The organism is Brevibacillus gelatini (assembly GCF_050920745.1).
GTDB classification, from domain to species: Bacteria; Bacillota; Bacilli; order Brevibacillales; family Brevibacillaceae; genus Brevibacillus; species Brevibacillus gelatini.
In genome coordinates, this window is the sequence record NZ_CP154342.1 from 1688864 (window position 1) to 1705000 (window position 16137).

13 protein-coding genes are annotated in these 16137 nt (G+C 53.6%); all 13 read left to right on the top strand.

The genetic code is table 11. The features are described from left to right. The first annotated feature begins 133 nt into the window (after positions 1–133). The 13 genes from glyQ to AAFJ72_RS08425 all read left to right on the top strand — a co-directional run bounded on the left by glyQ (position 134) and on the right by AAFJ72_RS08425 (position 16027). Positions 134–1063, top strand: a complete 930-nt coding sequence (gene glyQ / locus AAFJ72_RS08365) for a glycine--tRNA ligase subunit alpha (RefSeq protein ID WP_122904587.1) — start codon at positions 134–136, stop codon at positions 1061–1063. Continuing rightward, entirely contained in the window at positions 1056–3125 is a 2070-nt protein-coding gene (gene glyS, locus AAFJ72_RS08370; protein WP_432776734.1) for a glycine--tRNA ligase subunit beta, read from the top strand. Before glyQ ends, glyS begins: the two co-directional genes overlap by 8 nt. Before the next feature lie 125 nt (positions 3126–3250). Beyond that, on the top strand, positions 3251–3895 hold the full coding sequence (locus tag AAFJ72_RS08375) for a helix-turn-helix transcriptional regulator (protein ID WP_432776735.1): 645 nt from the start codon (positions 3251–3253) through the stop codon (positions 3893–3895). 11 nt (positions 3896–3906) lie between these two features. Beyond that, complete coding sequence (locus AAFJ72_RS08380; RefSeq protein ID WP_122904584.1) at positions 3907–4743, top strand: pyruvate, water dikinase regulatory protein; 837 nt, start codon at positions 3907–3909, stop codon at positions 4741–4743. 201 nt (positions 4744–4944) lie between these two features. Beyond that, positions 4945–6807, top strand: a complete 1863-nt coding sequence (dnaG, locus tag AAFJ72_RS08385) for a DNA primase (RefSeq protein ID WP_432776736.1) — start codon at positions 4945–4947, stop codon at positions 6805–6807. A 34-nt stretch (positions 6808–6841) separates the two neighbouring features. After that, entirely contained in the window at positions 6842–7966 is a 1125-nt protein-coding gene (gene rpoD / locus AAFJ72_RS08390; RefSeq protein ID WP_122904582.1) for an RNA polymerase sigma factor RpoD, read from the top strand. Positions 7967–8056: 90 nt separating this feature from the next. Continuing rightward, positions 8057–8995 carry a hypothetical protein gene (locus tag AAFJ72_RS08395; protein ID WP_432776737.1) on the top strand — a complete coding sequence of 313 codons (939 nt, stop codon included), beginning with the start codon at positions 8057–8059 and terminating at the stop codon, positions 8993–8995. Positions 8996–9061: 66 nt separating this feature from the next. Beyond that, positions 9062–9226: a hypothetical protein gene (locus AAFJ72_RS08400; RefSeq protein ID WP_170163421.1), complete on the top strand. Its 165-nt coding sequence runs from the start codon at positions 9062–9064 to the stop codon at positions 9224–9226. Between the two features lie 140 nt (positions 9227–9366). Further along, positions 9367–10506, top strand: coding sequence for an acyl-CoA dehydrogenase (locus AAFJ72_RS08405; protein ID WP_432776738.1), 1140 nt, complete (start codon positions 9367–9369; stop codon positions 10504–10506). Positions 10507–10647: 141 nt separating this feature from the next. Beyond that, entirely contained in the window at positions 10648–11382 is a 735-nt protein-coding gene (locus tag AAFJ72_RS08410) for a tRNA (adenine(22)-N(1))-methyltransferase (protein WP_432776739.1), read from the top strand. Continuing rightward, positions 11358–12473 (top strand): Nif3-like dinuclear metal center hexameric protein, encoded by a 1116-nt coding sequence (locus AAFJ72_RS08415; RefSeq protein WP_432776740.1) that lies wholly within the window; start codon positions 11358–11360, stop codon positions 12471–12473. The genes AAFJ72_RS08410 and AAFJ72_RS08415 overlap by 25 nt, the downstream gene beginning before the upstream one ends. A 57-nt stretch (positions 12474–12530) precedes the next feature. Further along, positions 12531–14531 (top strand): S-layer homology domain-containing protein, encoded by a 2001-nt coding sequence (locus AAFJ72_RS08420; protein WP_432776741.1) that lies wholly within the window; start codon positions 12531–12533, stop codon positions 14529–14531. Then, positions 14528–16027: a S41 family peptidase gene (locus tag AAFJ72_RS08425; protein ID WP_432776742.1), complete on the top strand. Its 1500-nt coding sequence runs from the start codon at positions 14528–14530 to the stop codon at positions 16025–16027. The genes AAFJ72_RS08420 and AAFJ72_RS08425 overlap by 4 nt, the downstream gene beginning before the upstream one ends. Positions 16028–16137: the final 110 nt, after the last annotated feature.

Genomic DNA, 16137 nt, shown 5'->3' on the forward strand with positions numbered 1-16137 from the left:
GTGTCTTGACAAGGTGGGCGAAGAACTTTTTCGCCAAGTAGGGTGGAACCGCGAGAATCCTCTCGTCCCTACACTGTAGCGTTTCGCAACAGTGTAGCGGGCGGGAGGTTTTATTTTTGGAGGAGGAAAAAGCATGAAAATGACATTTCAAGACATCATTTTGACGCTGCAAAACTTTTGGGCGAAGCAAAATTGCCTGATCGTGCAGCCGTACGACGTGGAAAAAGGGGCAGGGACACTCAACCCGATGACATTTTTGCGCTCCATCGGCCCGGAGCCGTGGAATGTCGCCTATGTCGAGCCTTCCCGTCGCCCGGCGGATGGCCGCTACGGGGAAAACCCGAATCGCCTGTACCAGCATCACCAGTTCCAGGTCATCATGAAGCCGTCGCCGGACAACATCCAGGAGCTGTACCTGGAAAGTTTGCGTGAACTCGGCATCGAGCCGCTGGAGCACGACATCCGCTTCGTGGAAGACAACTGGGAGCATCCGGGTCTGGGCGCATGGGGACTCGGCTGGGAGGTTTGGCTGGACGGGATGGAAATCACCCAGTTCACCTACTTCCAGCAAGTGGGCGGTCTGGAGTGCAAGCCGGTAGCAGTCGAGCTGACGTACGGCCTGGAGCGACTCGCTTCCTACATTCAGGAAAAGGAAAATGTGTTCGAGCTGGAATGGTGCAACGGCTACACGTATGGAGACGTGTTCCTGCAGCCTGAGTACGAACACTCCAAATACACGTTCGAGCTGTCTGACACAGACATGCTGTTTACCCTCTACAACACATACGAAGCCGAAGCAAAACGACTGATGAAGGAGCGTCTCGTCTACCCGGCGTACGACTACGTGCTGAAATGCTCACACACGTTCAACCTGCTGGATGCACGCGGCGCGATCAGCGTGACCGAGCGTACAGGCTATATTGCCCGCGTCCGCAACCTGTCGCGTGAAGTGGCGCAAACGTACTACGCGGAGCGCGAGCGTCTCGGCTTCCCGCTGCTGAAAAAAGAGGACGCCCAACAGGAACAGACGGCACAGGTGAAGGGAGAGGATACAAATGAGTAAACGCGATTTGCTCGTAGAAGTTGGTCTGGAAGAAATGCCGGCGCGTTTTGTCGCACTGGCAGCGTCGCAATTGAAGGAAAAAGTGGAGAAATGGCTGACGGCAGAACGTTTGCCATTTGAGCAGATTACTGCGCTGGAAACGCCGCGCCGTTTCGCCCTGCTGATCCAGGGGCTTGCAGAAAAACAGCCGGATCGCAACGACGAAGCAAAAGGTCCGGCAAAGAAAATCGCCCTGGACGAAGCGGGCAACTGGTCCAAGGCAGCGCTCGGCTTTGCGCGCAGCAACAATGTCGACCCGAACGACCTGTACTTCAAGGAAGTAAACGGCGTGGAATACGTTCATGCGAGAAAAGCGGAGACAGGCAAGGCGACGACGGAAATCTTGCCGCAGCTCTCTGACGTGATTGCAGGCATGAGCTTTCCGAAAAACATGCGCTGGGGCGCAAGAGATTTGAAATACGTTCGTCCGATTCGCTGGCTCGTTGCCCTGTTTGGCGAAGAGTTGATCGACCTGGAGATTGCAGGCGTCAAAAGCGGTCGCGTCTCCCGCGGCCATCGCTTCCTGGGCACAGAAGTGACGCTGAACAACCCGGGCGAGTACGTGAGCAAGCTGGCCGAGCAGCACGTCATTGTCGATCCGAACGAACGCCGGGCGATGATCGTGGAGCAAATCCGCCGTCTGGAGCAAGAGCACGGCTGGAAAATTCCGATGGACGAAGGGCTGCTTGATGAGGTCGTTCACCTCGTCGAGTATCCGACAGCACTCTACGGCACGTTCGAAGAGGAATTTTTGACCATTCCGCGCGAAGTTCTGGTCACTTCCATGCGCGAGCATCAGCGCTACTTCCCGGTGGAAAACGCACAGGGCAAACTGCTCAATCACTTCGTCACCGTGCGCAACGGCGACAGCCGCGCACTGGAAAACGTGGCAAAAGGAAACGAAAAAGTGCTGCGTGCCCGTCTTTCTGACGCCCGCTTCTTCTATGTCGAGGACCAGAAGATGTCCATCGAAAGCTGCCTGAAGCGTCTGGAGACAATCGTCTTCCACGAGGAACTGGGAACGATTGGCGACAAGGTGCGCCGCGTCCGCAAAACGGCAGGGCTGATCGCAAGCAAGCTCGGCGTAAGTGCGGAAGAGGCGAAGCAAGTAGACCGCATCGCTGAAATCGCCAAGTTTGACCTCGTGACGAACATGGTAGGCGAATTCCCTGAGCTGCAAGGCATCATGGGTGAAGATTACGCCCGCAAGGCAGGAGAATCCGACCTCGTGTCGCGCGGCGTGTTTGAACACTATCTGCCTCGCTTTGCCGGAGACCTCATGCCGGCTTCTGCCCAGGGTGCGATCGCGAGCATGGCGGACAAACTCGACACGATCGTCGGCTGCTTCTCCATCGGCATCGTGCCGACAGGCTCCCAGGACCCGTACGGCCTGCGCCGGATGGCTGCGGGGATCGTCGCCATTTTGCTGGAGCGCAACTGGCAGCTGTCTTTGGACGAGCTGTGGGATGCGGCGCTCGAAGGCTATGCGGCACAAGGCGTAAAAAAGCGCACCGTGGAAGAAGTGAAAAAGGACCTGGTCGACTTCTTCGCACTGCGTTTGAAAAACGTCCTGCAAGAAAACGGAGTCCGCTACGATGTGGTGGATGCCGTGCTGAACGCAGACTTGACGCGGGTGCCTGACGTGCTGGCAAAAGCGAAGGCTCTGATGGCAACGGTTGCGGCCGAAGACTTCAAGCTGATTGTCGAGCAGTTCACCCGGGTGAACAATCTGGCGCAAAAAGCGGAAGCGGACAGCGTGGACGAAGCGTTGTTTGCCGAAGAAGCCGAGCGCAAACTGTACCAGTCTTACCAGTCTGTTGCGAGCGAAGTGCAAGGGCTTGCCGATCAGGAGAAAATTTTGGCGACGCTCTCGACGCTTCGCGAGCCGATTCAGGGCTTTTTCGACAAGGTCATGGTCATGGCCGAAGATCAGGCCGTTCGCGCCAATCGCCTGGGCCTGCTCCTTTGCATCTCTCGTCTGTTGAACGGCTACGCCGACTTTGCCAAAATTGTGTTTGCGTAAAAAAACCAAATAGGCAGGTGCCTCCGTCTAAAAAAAGGACGGGGGCACCTTTTTTCCGCGCGAAAGAAGGAATATCCGGTCGAATAGAGTAATACTAGGAAGAGGTAAAGACAGAACCGGGGTGATTGGTCATCGAGCTTACCAAGCGTCAAGAGCAAATCTTACAGATAGTGAAGGATGACGGACCGATTACAGGGGAGCATATCGCCGAGCGCCTCAATCTGACTCGCGCTACGTTGCGCCCTGATCTTTCCATCCTCACCATGTCGGGTTATTTAGAAGCCAGACCTCGGGTCGGGTATTTTTATGCTGGCCGACCTGCAAGCTCCGTCATTAGTGAACGGCTTCACAAGCTTATTGTCAATGACTACAAGGCTGTGCCAATCGTAGTTTCCGAGTCCGCCTCCGCTTACGATGCAATCGTTACCCTCTTTCTGGAGGATGTCGGGACGTTGTTCGTTGTCAATCAAAAAGGGTATTTGGCTGGCGTCATCTCACGCAAGGATCTTTTGCGCGCGTCGCTGGGCAACAAGTCGCTGGAGGATGTACCCGTCAGCATCATCATGTCGCGGATGCCGAATATCATCACTTGTGGGCCGGAGGAAACCTTGTATGCGGCAGCGAAGAAGCTGATCGATTTCCAGATCGACTCTTTGCCTGTTGTACGCGCCAGTGACGAAGATCCGAAGCAGATGGAGCTGGTGGGACGGGTAACGAAAACGACGATCGCCAAAGCATTTGTAGAACTGGGCAGCGAGCCGAAAGTGTAGGAGGAAAATGGATGCAAGGTAAACAACAAGGGCAGCTCATCTACGTGGTGTCGGACTCCATCGGCGAAACGGCCGAGCTGGTCGTTCGCGCTGGAGCCAGCCAATTTGACCGTTTTTTGTTTGATGTGCAAAAGTATCCCTACATAGAAGACAAGGAATCCATCGACGAAATTATCGCCTCCGCCAAGGAATCGAAAGCGATGATCGTCTTTACGCTGGTCATCCCCGAACTGAACGCTTACATTACCCAGCAAGCAGCCCTGCACGGCATCCCCGCGATTGATGTGATGGGACCGCTTATGCAAACACTGCAGGGCATGCTCAAGGAGCCGCCGACAGGCAAGCCGGGGCTGGTTCGTCGGCTGGACGAGGAATACTTCCGCAAGGTGGACGCCATCGAGTTTGCCGTCAAATACGATGACGGGCGTGATCCGCGCGGACTTTTGCGTGCAGACGTGGTGCTGATCGGGGTATCGCGCACCTCCAAGACTCCGCTTTCCATGTATTTGGCAAACAAGCGACTGAAGGTAGCGAACGTCCCGCTCGTCCCCGAGGTGGAGCCGCCGGAAGAGTTGTTCCAATTGCCGCCAGAGCGCTGTGTCGGGCTGACCATCAATCCGGAGCAGTTGAACGGCATCCGCACCGAACGGTTGAAAGCGCTCGGCTTGACGGCGCAAGCCAATTACGCCAATCTCGACCGGATTGCGGAAGAGCTGGCCTACTCCAAGCGGATTATTGACCGGCTGGGCTGTATGGTCATCGACGTGTCAAACAAGGCTGTGGAGGAAACAGCCAACATCATCCTGGAGATGATTCGCAAAAACAAACTCCGCGATGCAAGGAAATAGGCCAAAAGAAGGAACTTGGCGACTTTTGTAGAAAACGAGTAGCGAAAGCTTTTCATACATGGAGCGCAACAGCGTTTATTGCTCGCGGAAATGTGGAAAAGTAGAAAAGAAGAAAAGAAGTTTTAGACGAAGAAGGAATTTGACGAATTTTGACGAACTAAATAATCTCATCGTGCGATTCTCCTAAAAAGGTGGAAAGACATGACTGGTCCCACTTCAGATGATTTTGTGAATCAAGTGCGTGCCGCTGTCGACATCATAGACGTTGTAGGAGAGTACGTTCAACTGAGAAAAAGCGGTCGTGCCTTTCTCGGTCTATGTCCGTTTCACTCTGAAAAGAGCCCTTCCTTCAATGTGAATGCAGAGCGACAGTTTTTTCATTGCTTTGGCTGCGGAGCAGGCGGGGATGTCTTTTCCTTTTTAATGAAAATGGAGCAGTTGACGTTCCCGGAGGCACTGCACAAATTGGCGGAGCGAGCCGGAATCGCAATGCCCCAGACACACCAGGCAGAGGAATCTCCTGAAAAACGCGCCAAGCAAGCCATGCAAAAAGCGCATCAGCTTGTGTCACAGCTGTACCACTACGTGCTGACGGAGACGCCATATGGCGTGGAGGCGATGAAGTACCTCGAACGGCGCGGAGTGTCCAGGCAGACGATTGCCGAGTTTCAGATCGGCTTTGCGCCCGACTCCTGGGATTTTGTGACGCAGTTTTTAGCCAAACGGCAGTTTTCCCAGGAGCTGATGGTGGAGGCCGGACTCTTGGCGAAAAACGATGGGGGCAAAGTGTTCGATCGCTTTCGGGGACGGATCATGTTCCCGATCCACGACACCCAGGGAAATGTCATCGGATTCGGCGGCCGCCTGTTGGACGGCTCAAAGCCGAAGTCTCAACCCAAGTATCTAAACAGCCCGGAAAGCCTTTTGTTTAACAAAAGCGCCACCCTGTTCAACCTTCACCGTGCCCGTCCGTATATTAGAAAGAGGAAGCAGGCATTGTTGTTTGAGGGGTATGTCGATGTCATATCGGCATGGCAGGCGGGTTTTCCCCAAGGAATCGCCACGCTGGGCACCGCTCTGACCGAGCAGCAGGCCAAAATGATTCGGCGCAATGTCGATTCGGTTGTGCTTTGCTATGACGGAGATCATGCTGGCCAGGAGGCGACCAGCAAGGCGAGCCGCATATTGCAGCAGGCGGGTCTCATCGTTCGGGTAGCTCCTTTGCCGCAGGGAGTCGACCCCGATGAATACATACGCCAGCACGGGGTTGAAGCCTTTTCGCAGCAGGTTTTGTTGCAGGCGATGCCGATTACTGCTTTTCGCCTGAAACATTTGCGAAGCCAGATCGTAATACATGATGAAACGGACAAGGCCCGGTTGATTGCCAAGGCCGTGGAAATCATCAACGAGCTGAAAAGCCCGGTCGAACGGGATATGTATTTGCGGCAATTGGCGGATGAATACTCCCTGTCACTCAGTGATCTCAAGTGGGAGTCCAAGCGCGTTTACAAACAGCAAAAAAGTGAGCAGCAAAGGGATAAAGTGTCGCAAGGATGGAATAATAGTATAAATAATGGCAAAGTTACGCTTGCGAAAACACTGCCGCCTGCTTACTACACGGCTGAGCGCATGCTGTTGTACTACATGATGCGGAATCAGGAGATAGCCGCCCGCGTCCAGGAGGAATGCAGCGCCCACTTTCAGGTGGACGAACACGCCGCGCTGGCAGCCTACCTGTACGCCTACTACGCAGAGGGAAACCCGGAAGACCCTGGAGGGTTCATCCATTACGTGCAAGACGATTTGTTAAAGCAATTAGCCTCGGGATTGGCCATGATGGAGTGCAAGGAAGACGTATCCGATTTAGAGATCGGTGACTACATCAAACAAGTGAATAACTACCCGAAGCGTGCCGAGTTGGAACGATTGCGCGAAGAGCAGCGGAGCTTACACCTCCAAGCGGCCGCAGCGGACAGCGAGGATGCGCGCAAACAACTGGAAATTCAAGCTGCCTTAACAGGGATGAAGATTCTTGAATTGGAAAATGCTTTAAAAGAAGGGTAGCTTCAGATCATTCCCGGGGAAGGAGGGAAAGTAGATGAACAAGCAAAACATCACTTCTGACATGGAAGCAATGTCCATTGAACAAGTGAAGGAACAGTTGGTCGAATTAGGCAAGAAACGCGGCGTTTTGTCGTACAAGGAAATTACGGATCGTCTGGCAGGATTTGAGCAGGATTCGGATCAGATGGATGAGTTTTTTGAGTACCTGGGCGATCAAGGTATCGAGATCAACAACAACGAACATGACGACGATGAAGTCGACGAAATGATTATGAAGGATGAGGACCACGAAGAATTCGACTTTGACGATCTCTCCGTTCCACCTGGAATTAAGATCAATGACCCTGTACGGATGTACTTGAAAGAAATTGGTCGTGTTCCTCTGCTCTCCGCTGAAGAGGAGATTAAGCTGGCCCAGCGGATTGAACAGGGTGATGAGGAAGCGAAAAGAAGACTGGCTGAGGCCAACCTGCGACTGGTTGTATCCATTGCCAAGCGTTATGTAGGCCGCGGCATGCTGTTCCTCGATCTGATTCAGGAAGGAAACATGGGTCTGATTAAAGCGGTGGAAAAGTTTGACTACCGCAAAGGCTACAAGTTCAGTACGTACGCGACATGGTGGATTCGCCAGGCGATTACTCGTGCAATTGCCGACCAGGCGCGGACCATTCGGATTCCGGTGCATATGGTGGAAACGATCAACAAGCTGATTCGTGTCTCCAGACAGCTTCTCCAGGAACTGGGACGCGAGCCGATGCCGGAGGAAATCGCGGAAAAAATGGATCTGACCCCGGAAAAGGTTCGAGAAATCATGAAGATTGCGCAAGAGCCTGTTTCGTTGGAGACGCCAATCGGGGAAGAAGACGACTCCCACCTGGGCGATTTCATCGAAGATCAGGACGCGCTGGAACCTTCGGATGCTGCGGCGTATGAGCTTTTGAAAGAGCAGCTCGAAGACGTACTGGACACTTTGACGGATCGGGAAGAAAACGTCCTTCGCCTGCGCTTTGGTCTCGATGACGGCCGTACGCGCACGTTGGAGGAAGTTGGCAAAGTGTTTGGCGTAACGCGTGAGCGCATTCGTCAGATCGAAGCAAAAGCGCTGCGAAAACTTCGTCATCCGAGCAGAAGCAAACGCTTAAAAGATTTCCTGGAATAGCCGATATAAGGTGTATGAGGCCTACGTTTTAGCCGACGTAGGCTTTTCATTTTCCATATCATTTCCTGTCACGAGTAAGGAGGGGCCGGGTTGGACGACCAGCGCAAGCGAACCATCATAGCCGAAATCGAAAACTGGCGGCGCAATCACCTGCTGCCTGAACATTACTGCATTTTCCTGTTAAACCTGTATACAGAAGGGGATCGGCCAAATACGAGTCCTACGGCATCCGCAGGCAGGGGAGAAGGGAAGCGAACGGATGCGACGTTTGGAGCGGGAGCAGGAGCAGGGGTTTCGACAAGCAACTCGTCAGCATCGACCGCTTACGGCTACGCAACCAGACAAGTGGCCCCGATTACGGGCAAAATGGTAATGACCTGGCTCCTTGGCGCCTTTGTAATCGCTGGTTTGATCTTACTTGCTTTTCATTTTAACCGTTTTACGACCCCAATGCAAATTGCCATCTTTGCCTGTTTCGCTCTTGTTTTCTACATTCTGGGATTCGGCTTTCGCCGTCACTCCCCGCCATTGACGCATTTGTTTCTCATGCTTTCCTTTATTCTGCTGATTGCGGGAGGAATGTATTGCATTCAGAAGCTGAACGGCTCCATGCCGCTAGTCCTCTTGTATTTGGGCTTCATTTGCCTGCTGTTGTGCGCAAGTGCCTTCCTGTTTGGATACGCCTACTTGCTTTATTGCGGGATGCTCGGCCTGGCGATTTTGTACGGATTTGCGACGGTGCAGCGAGTAGGGGAGGACTATGCGTGGTGGAAATCGGAGCTGTACTGGGTACCGCTCGCATGCCTGCTGACCGGACTCGGCTTTTTAATGCACAATGGCAATCCGAAGTGGGCAGGGGTTTTCGCGGTGTGCGGACTCATCTCCTTTTTTGGCGCGGAGATCCAGGCGCTGTATATTGCCCAGGCGAAAAGAGACATCATCCAGTTGCTTCTGTTCATCAAGGTGTTTTTAGCATCTGCGTTGTTCTTTTTTACGCGCGGCTACTGGTACACATGGCTCAGACTGTAAGGCAGCCCCATTTTGTTCGCCTGCCCGATTTGTTACAATGAGCAAAGAGAGATTGAGGTGAGGAAAATGGATAGCAAATGGAAGGTATTGATCGGCATCCTGCTGGCAGCCGTCTTCCTGGGGGGAGAGACGGCTGCTCAGTTGATGGGAGTCGAAACATACTACATCGGATACATATTGGGCGCTCTCGCTTTTTTGGGAGCGATCCTCACAGGAGCACGCCAACGATAGGCGTGTTTTTTTTTCGGAAAAAGATACAATCCAGCCTTTCGTGGTGTATAATGGAAGCAGTATTCTGAACAAACGCTCAGTCATAATACTGCATGTCTTGTCGTTTCTAAACTAAAGCGCTTTCAAGGGGGTAGCTAACCATGAACTTTGATTTGACGGTTGAACAGCAAATGCTCAAAAAAATGATGCGGGAGTTTGCCGATGAGGTCGTGGCGCCTGGCGCGGATGAACGGGACCGCACCAAGCAATTTCCTGTCGAAATATTCAAGCAGATGAGCGATCTCAATCTGATGGGCTTGCCTTTTCCGGAAGAGTACGGCGGCGGCGGATCTGACACGACCAGCTTTGCCATTGTCGTTGAAGAACTCAGCCGTGCCTGCGGCTCGACGGGCATCACGTACTCGGCGCACATTTCACTCGGTGGCGCTCCGATTCACCTCTTCGGTACGGAAGAGCAAAAGCGCAAATACTTGAGCAAAATCTGTTCCGGTGAAAGCTTTGGGGCATTCGGTCTGACGGAACCAAACGCCGGTTCGGATGCAGGCGGTACGAAGACGACGGCTGTCTGGACCGACCAGGAGTGGGTTATCAACGGCTCCAAATGTTTTATTACGAACGCATCTTACGCGTCGTTTCTGGCATTGACCGCTGTCACGGACAAAGACAAGGGATCGAGAGGAATTTCCGCCTTTATCGTCCCGACCGATTCGCCGGGCTTCAGTGTGCTGGCCAATTATGAAAAGCTCGGCTTGCACAGCTCCAATACGACAGAGCTGATCCTGGAAAATGTCCGCGTGCCGGAAGAAAACATGCTCGGAAAACGCGGCGAAGGCTTCAAGCAGTTTCTGATTACGCTCGATGGCGGACGCATCGGCATCGGGGCGATGGCAGTGGGAATCGCACAGGCTGCTTACGACAAGGCGCTGCAATACGCCAAGCAACGGACAGCCTTTGGCAATTCGTTAAGCCGCTTCCAGGCGATTCAGCACAAGCTGGCTGACATGGCCATGCAGATTGAGCTGGCTCGGACGATGGTGTACAAGGCAGCCTGGCTCAAGGATCACGGACGCAAATTCACCAAAGAAGCAGCGATGGCAAAGCTGTACGCTTCGGAAGTTGCGATGTCTGCCACCCATCAGGCGATTCAAATCCATGGGGGTTACGGCTATATGCGCGAATACCAGGTGGAACGCTTTTTCCGCGATGCGCGTCTGTTGGAAATCGGCGAAGGCACCTCGGAAATTTTGCGCAACGTCATCGCAAGGGAAATCGGCTGCTGACAACTTTTTGAACATTTGGAATCCTCGCTGCCCGTTCAGCGAGGATTTTGTCGTTCTTTGCGCGGTTGCTGTCAAGTAATTTGCATTTCGCAATTGCTGGTAAATAGGGTAGAATAGAAGCAACGGAAGGTGAACAAACAGATGACATCATTAACGATTTCCAAGCGGCTGCAAACGATTGCCCGCTACTGTCCAGAAGGAGCCCGCGTCGCCGACATCGGGTCGGATCATGCGTTGTTGGCTTCTTATTTGCTTGTGAAAGGAATCGCTTCGTTCGTCATTGCCGGCGAGTTGAACGAAGGCCCTTATCAGGCGGCGAAAAAGCAAATACATACCTTGCAGGCAAAAGACCGCGCGTCTGTCAGAAAAGGAAACGGTCTTGCCGTGCTGGAGCCGGGTGAAGCTGACGTTGTCTGCATCGCGGGAATGGGCGGACAGCTGATCGTCACCATTTTGGAGGAAGGCAAGCCCAAACTGGAAGGAGTACAGCGCCTGATTCTGCAACCAAATGTCGGGGAAGAGGCAGTGCGCCGCTGGCTGTTGAACCAGGGCTGGCAATTGACAGCCGAAACGATTTTGAAGGAAGACGGCATTATTTACGAAATTTTGGTGGCAGAACGGGGCGTTCCCACTGTCCCTTATGAAAACAAAGATCGTCCGCAAGAAGATCTCCTGAGGATTGGTCCGTTCCTTTGGGAAGAAAAATCAGCAGTTCTTCTGGAAAAATGGAGCAATGAAGCTGAAAAATGGCAAAAGGTGCTGGGACAGCTGCAACGGTCGGACAAGCCGGAAGCTGCCCGGCGAATTGCGGAGATCGAACAAGAAGTAAAATGGATCGATGAGGTGATTGCATGCTTGCGCACGGACAAACAGTAATTCAGTACGTAGAGCGTTTGGCGCCAAAAGCTTTGGCGATGGAAGGTGACAAAATCGGCCTGCATGTCGGGACGCTGCAAAAGAAAGTAAAAAAAGTCATGGTCGCACTTGATGTGCTGGAGCCTGTAGTGGACGAGGCGATTGCGGAAGGTGTTGACCTGATCGTCGCGCACCACGCGGTCATTTATCGCCCGCTCAAGCACCTGCGGACCGATTTGCCGGCAGGGCGCGTTTTTGAAAAGCTGCTAAAGCATGACATTGCCGTCTATACCGCCCATACGAATCTGGATGTCGCAGTAGGGGGCATGAATGACTGGCTGGCAGAAGCGATCGGGCTTGTCGATGTAGACGTGCTCGATGTGCTGCAGCGAGAAGCGTGGAAAAAGCTCGTCGTCTTCGTACCGTCCACGCACAAGGATGCCGTTTTCCAGGCCATGGCTGAGGCGGGGGCCGGGCATGTCGGCAACTACAGCCACTGCTCCTTCCAGGTAGAGGGGACGGGCACCTTTTTGCCGGGCGAAGGAACCAATCCGCATATCGGCTCACAAGGCAAGCTGGAGACGGTCGAGGAAGTCCGCATCGAAATGGTCGTTCCTGCTTCCAGACAAACGGCTGTGCTGAAAGCGATGCTTGCGGCCCATCCGTACGAAGAGGTTGCCTACGATATGATCAGCCTGGAGCAGTCCGGCAAGGCGTACGGGATCGGACGCATCGGTTATTTGCCTGCCCCGATGACGCTGCGGGAATTGGCAGAACTGGTCAAGGAGCGCTTTTCCCTGCAAGGGCTTCGCGTCGTAGGCGATCTGGATGCGGCAGTCAAAAAAGTAGCGGTTGTCGGCGGGGACGGAAGCTCGTTTGTTTCCAAAGCGGTCTTCCAGGGCGCAGACGTTTTCCTGACAGGAGATATTGGCTATCATACCGCCCACGATGCGCAGGCTGACGGGCTTTCCATCATCGATGCCGGACACAATATCGAAAAGATCATGAAGCAAAAACTGGCGGAATACTTGCTGGAGCAATTGAAAGCAAACGGCTACGAAACTGAAGTCATTGCCTCTCAAGTGCACACGGATCCGTTTCAATTTGTGTAAGGAAAACCTCGGCAAACAGAGCCGTTGCCGTCCAGTTGAATGGTAGGAGGATTTTGTGTGCAAAAACTAATTCGAACGCTCACTGGCGGATTGCTTGTCGCCGCCTTGTTCACCCCTGGCGTCGCCGTGGCGGCCGGGGGCTTTCTGCCCTACAAAGACATTAGTCAGCACTGGGCGAGAGCATCCATTGTTCGCGCTGTTCAGGCCGGGCTGTTTGCAGCAGGCACGGATGCTCCGCTGTTTTATCCGAATCGGGAGATGACCCGCGCTGAATTTGTCGCGATGATTGATCGTTTGTACAACGGCGGGCAGTACCAACTGTATCCGCTGACGTTTTTATCCGAGCATGCCGAATGGTCAAAAGGAGAAGGCTTTGAAGAGCCATACCTTCCGTATAAAGATGTCGACCGTCTGACCTGGATGTACTACCCGACGCTGCGCGTGTCGGTTGTTTTGGACAGACTGTACGGTCCCAATGCCATCCAGGAGATTTTTCCCGGAGAGAAAATGAACCCGAACCAGCCGATCACCCAGGAAGAAGCGGCGAAGCTCATGCAGATGTTCACCATGTCGACGGACAGTGAAAAAGCGTGGGAAGAAGTCAAGGCTTGGGGCTGGCTGGAAGGCGATCGGGGAGACAAGTTGAAGCGGGGAGAAGCGGCAGCAGCAGCAGATCGCATGATTACGTACCTGGTGCAAGACACGATTCTGCCACTGTTGGACTACGATGGTCAAAAGTTTCCGATGGTTCCGGAGATTGAGGATCTTTTCCCTTATTTTGCAACCTACACGATTTGGAAAACGACAGAGGAAAAGGCATATGTGGAAGCCGTGGATGCGATTCGCAATCACGAAGACTCGGAGCAGACGTTTCGGGTGCTGCGCAAGTTGTTGGAAACCTCGTTTGACAACCGGATCGGACTGCATTATTACCTGAGCTGGGACCCGGAGACAGAGATTTCCGCCAACCTCGATGAAGCGATACGGGCGATCGACGCTTATTTTGCAACCAAGGTAATCGATCCCGATACGCTGCGGCTGCTGAGCGCAAATGTGTACGATCTGGCGCTGCAGCTCGGGGCAAGTGACCCGCAGCAGTTCGCGAAGGTGCTGGAGCGCTTGAGTACCTACGAGCCAAAAGTCAAGCCGGAGTCCAAAGAGTGGGAAGCGCTGGCCATCTACCTTGGTGCTCTGGAGATCAGGAGCGGACAGGCGGAAAAAGCGATGAACCGCTACAGGCAGTTCGCCACGACAAACCCGGAAGCATTGCTCAACGCCTGCTATTATTTGTATCAGGACGGACGCCTGAAAGAAGCGGAAGCACTGCTTGCGACAGTCAAGCCAAATGCTGCTGACAGCCGGATGGTGCAGCTCAGCAAGCTTTTGAAGCAGGAGATGGCTTCCTTGCAGGAGCAAGCTGCGATTGTCAGCGACCTTGGCTATTCGCTGCGCCGTCTGGACAATGCGGATTCCTATCAGGTAAAAGGCGAAGCGGTGCTCAGCGGGTTCACCTTCAAGTATACGCAGGAGGTTGACCAGCGCAGCCAGGTCAGCAAGCTGAACGGATTTTACCAATCGCCGCAAAAGCTGGTATCCGACAAGCTGGCTACCTATACAGACGGTCGCAAAAAGATTCAATACTCGTACGACTCTGAAACGCAAAAATGGGAGCAGTACAAGACTGACAAGCTCGACTTTTTGCATGAATGGGTCAACGCCCTTCCGGTAACGGAACGTGCCAAGGGCTTGCGTGCCCGCTACTTCAAGCAATCGTTCGGGGAGATTGATGTCATCACGGAGTGGATACCGGGTGCCGCTCTCGAAGAAAAATCCGCCTCGCTGATGCTTGATCGCGGTAAAGTCAAAAGTGTGCCGCTGTTCATAAACAAGTATTACATTGACCGGGCCAGCGATCGCATTGTCAAGCATACGTGGCGCTATGAAGAGATTTACCAAAGTGATGAATATGTTGCGTATTCCGGTACGGATCAGTACGAGTATACTGCCAGTGTGAAACTATCGATTCCTGACGAAGTGCGAAAAGGGGTGACTCCATGAAGCGGTTTAGTCAATGGCTAGCGGCTGCCCTGTTGGCCGTATCGGTGTGGCAAGCACCAGTCCAGGCAGCAGAAAATCCGTACGAGAAAACAGAGGAAGTGTTCTGGCACGTCATGGAAAGCCATCTGAGCAAGCCGCAAGAGGCGCAGCTGGTAAAAGGGGCGCTGCAAGCGGTCAGCGAGCAGGCAAAGGAACGCAAAAAGCTGCAGCTTGCCGTCTCTCCTGAGGACGACACATGGGAAGAGCTGGTGCAACGGCTTGCGGAGTGGCAAGGAAGAGGCGGGTTCGATGCGGCTTCGATAAACGTCTGGGCCATTGACGGGATGCTCTCGACCCTTGATGATCCGCACAGCGTCTTTTTTACAGCGGACGAGCTGCGGCTGTTCCAGTCCGATGTGGAGAATCAGTTCGTCGGGTTCGGCTTTCGTCTGCGGATGCAAAACGACCATTTGATAATTCGCGAAATCATTCCCGGTTCTCCGGCTGCGGCCTCTGTCCTGAAGCGGGGGGACCAGTTGCAAAAGATCAATGAGGTTTCGCTGGTAGACAAAACCTTCGAGGAAGCCTACGCCTACTTGAAGGGGGCGGAAGGAACGGAAGCGGTCCTGACCGTTTATCGTCCTGCTGAAAAGCGTGAGCTGCAGGTCAAGCTGAAACGGGCGATGATGACGCTGCCCGAAGCGGAAGGGCAGTTGTTTTCCGATGGGACGATTGGCTATATCAGCCTCGAAACATTCGGTTCAGAGGGCGCTTTGCAAATGCGCGACAAGCTGCAGGAATTCGCTCGCTCCCCAAAACCGTTGAAAGGGCTTGTGCTTGATTTGCGCGACAACGGTGGCGGATATTTGGCGACTGCACGGGATATTGCCAGTCTGTTCATGGAAGACGGTCTGCTTATGTACACGACGAACCGCAACGGGGTAGAAGTGGAAACATGGGTCAGAAATGGGCGAGACATCGGCATCCCCGTACGGATTTTGGTAAACGGAGGAACAGCCTCCGCCTCTGAGCTTTTGTCTGGCGCCTTGCGCGATCACGGCATTGCCAAGCTGATTGGCACCAAGACGTATGGAAAAGGAAGCGCGCAGCAAGTCATCCCGCTGTCGGAGGGAGATGCACTGAAGCTGACGCTAAACGAGTATTTCACGCCCAAGCATACAGTCGTCAATCACGTCGGACTCACACCGGATATTGTGGTAGAGGATTACGGCGCACAAGTTGTCGAAGCTCTCCATTCCTTGAACGTTAGCCACTGGGAATTGAGCGATGAGGATGGCGATACGGTAATCAACGGCGTTCCGTTCCCTACAGTGGAGCCGCTGTTCAAGCAAGGAGCAGGCGGATTGCAAATCAGGGCCGCCATTTTGTCGCACTTGCTGAAAGACCCTGCTATCGGGGAAAAAGAGTATGTGGAGCTGGCACCTTATTTGCAAAAGCACCCTGCCTTGAAGCTGCAAAGCAAGAATGGCGTTCAGGTCCTGACGTACACCTCCTGATGAAAAGAAAAGGCCTCTGCTGCTCGTGGCATTTCGCCGCGTAGCCAGCAGAGGCCTTTTTGGGTCGATGTTTGGGTCGAGCCTTATGTGCTCCTGCCAGCATCGTTTCC

Bases quoted from the DNA above. Each gene is read 5' to 3' on its own strand.
- AAFJ72_RS08400 (WP_170163421.1), top strand. From the start codon at position 9,062: ATGGATAGCAAATGGAAGGTATTGATCGGCATCCTGCTGGCAGCCGTC.
- AAFJ72_RS08415 (WP_432776740.1), top strand. From the start codon at position 11,358: ATGCTTGCGCACGGACAAACAGTAATTCAGTACGTAGAGCGTTTGGCG.
- dnaG (WP_432776736.1), top strand. From the start codon at position 4,945: ATGACTGGTCCCACTTCAGATGATTTTGTGAATCAAGTGCGTGCCGCT.
- AAFJ72_RS08410 (WP_432776739.1), top strand. From the start codon at position 10,648: ATGACATCATTAACGATTTCCAAGCGGCTGCAAACGATTGCCCGCTAC.
- glyQ (WP_122904587.1), top strand. From the start codon at position 134: ATGAAAATGACATTTCAAGACATCATTTTGACGCTGCAAAACTTTTGG.
- glyS (WP_432776734.1), top strand. From the start codon at position 1,056: ATGAGTAAACGCGATTTGCTCGTAGAAGTTGGTCTGGAAGAAATGCCG.
- AAFJ72_RS08425 (WP_432776742.1), top strand. From the start codon at position 14,528: ATGAAGCGGTTTAGTCAATGGCTAGCGGCTGCCCTGTTGGCCGTATCG.
- AAFJ72_RS08380 (WP_122904584.1), top strand. From the start codon at position 3,907: ATGCAAGGTAAACAACAAGGGCAGCTCATCTACGTGGTGTCGGACTCC.
- rpoD (WP_122904582.1), top strand. From the start codon at position 6,842: ATGAACAAGCAAAACATCACTTCTGACATGGAAGCAATGTCCATTGAA.
- AAFJ72_RS08405 (WP_432776738.1), top strand. From the start codon at position 9,367: ATGAACTTTGATTTGACGGTTGAACAGCAAATGCTCAAAAAAATGATG.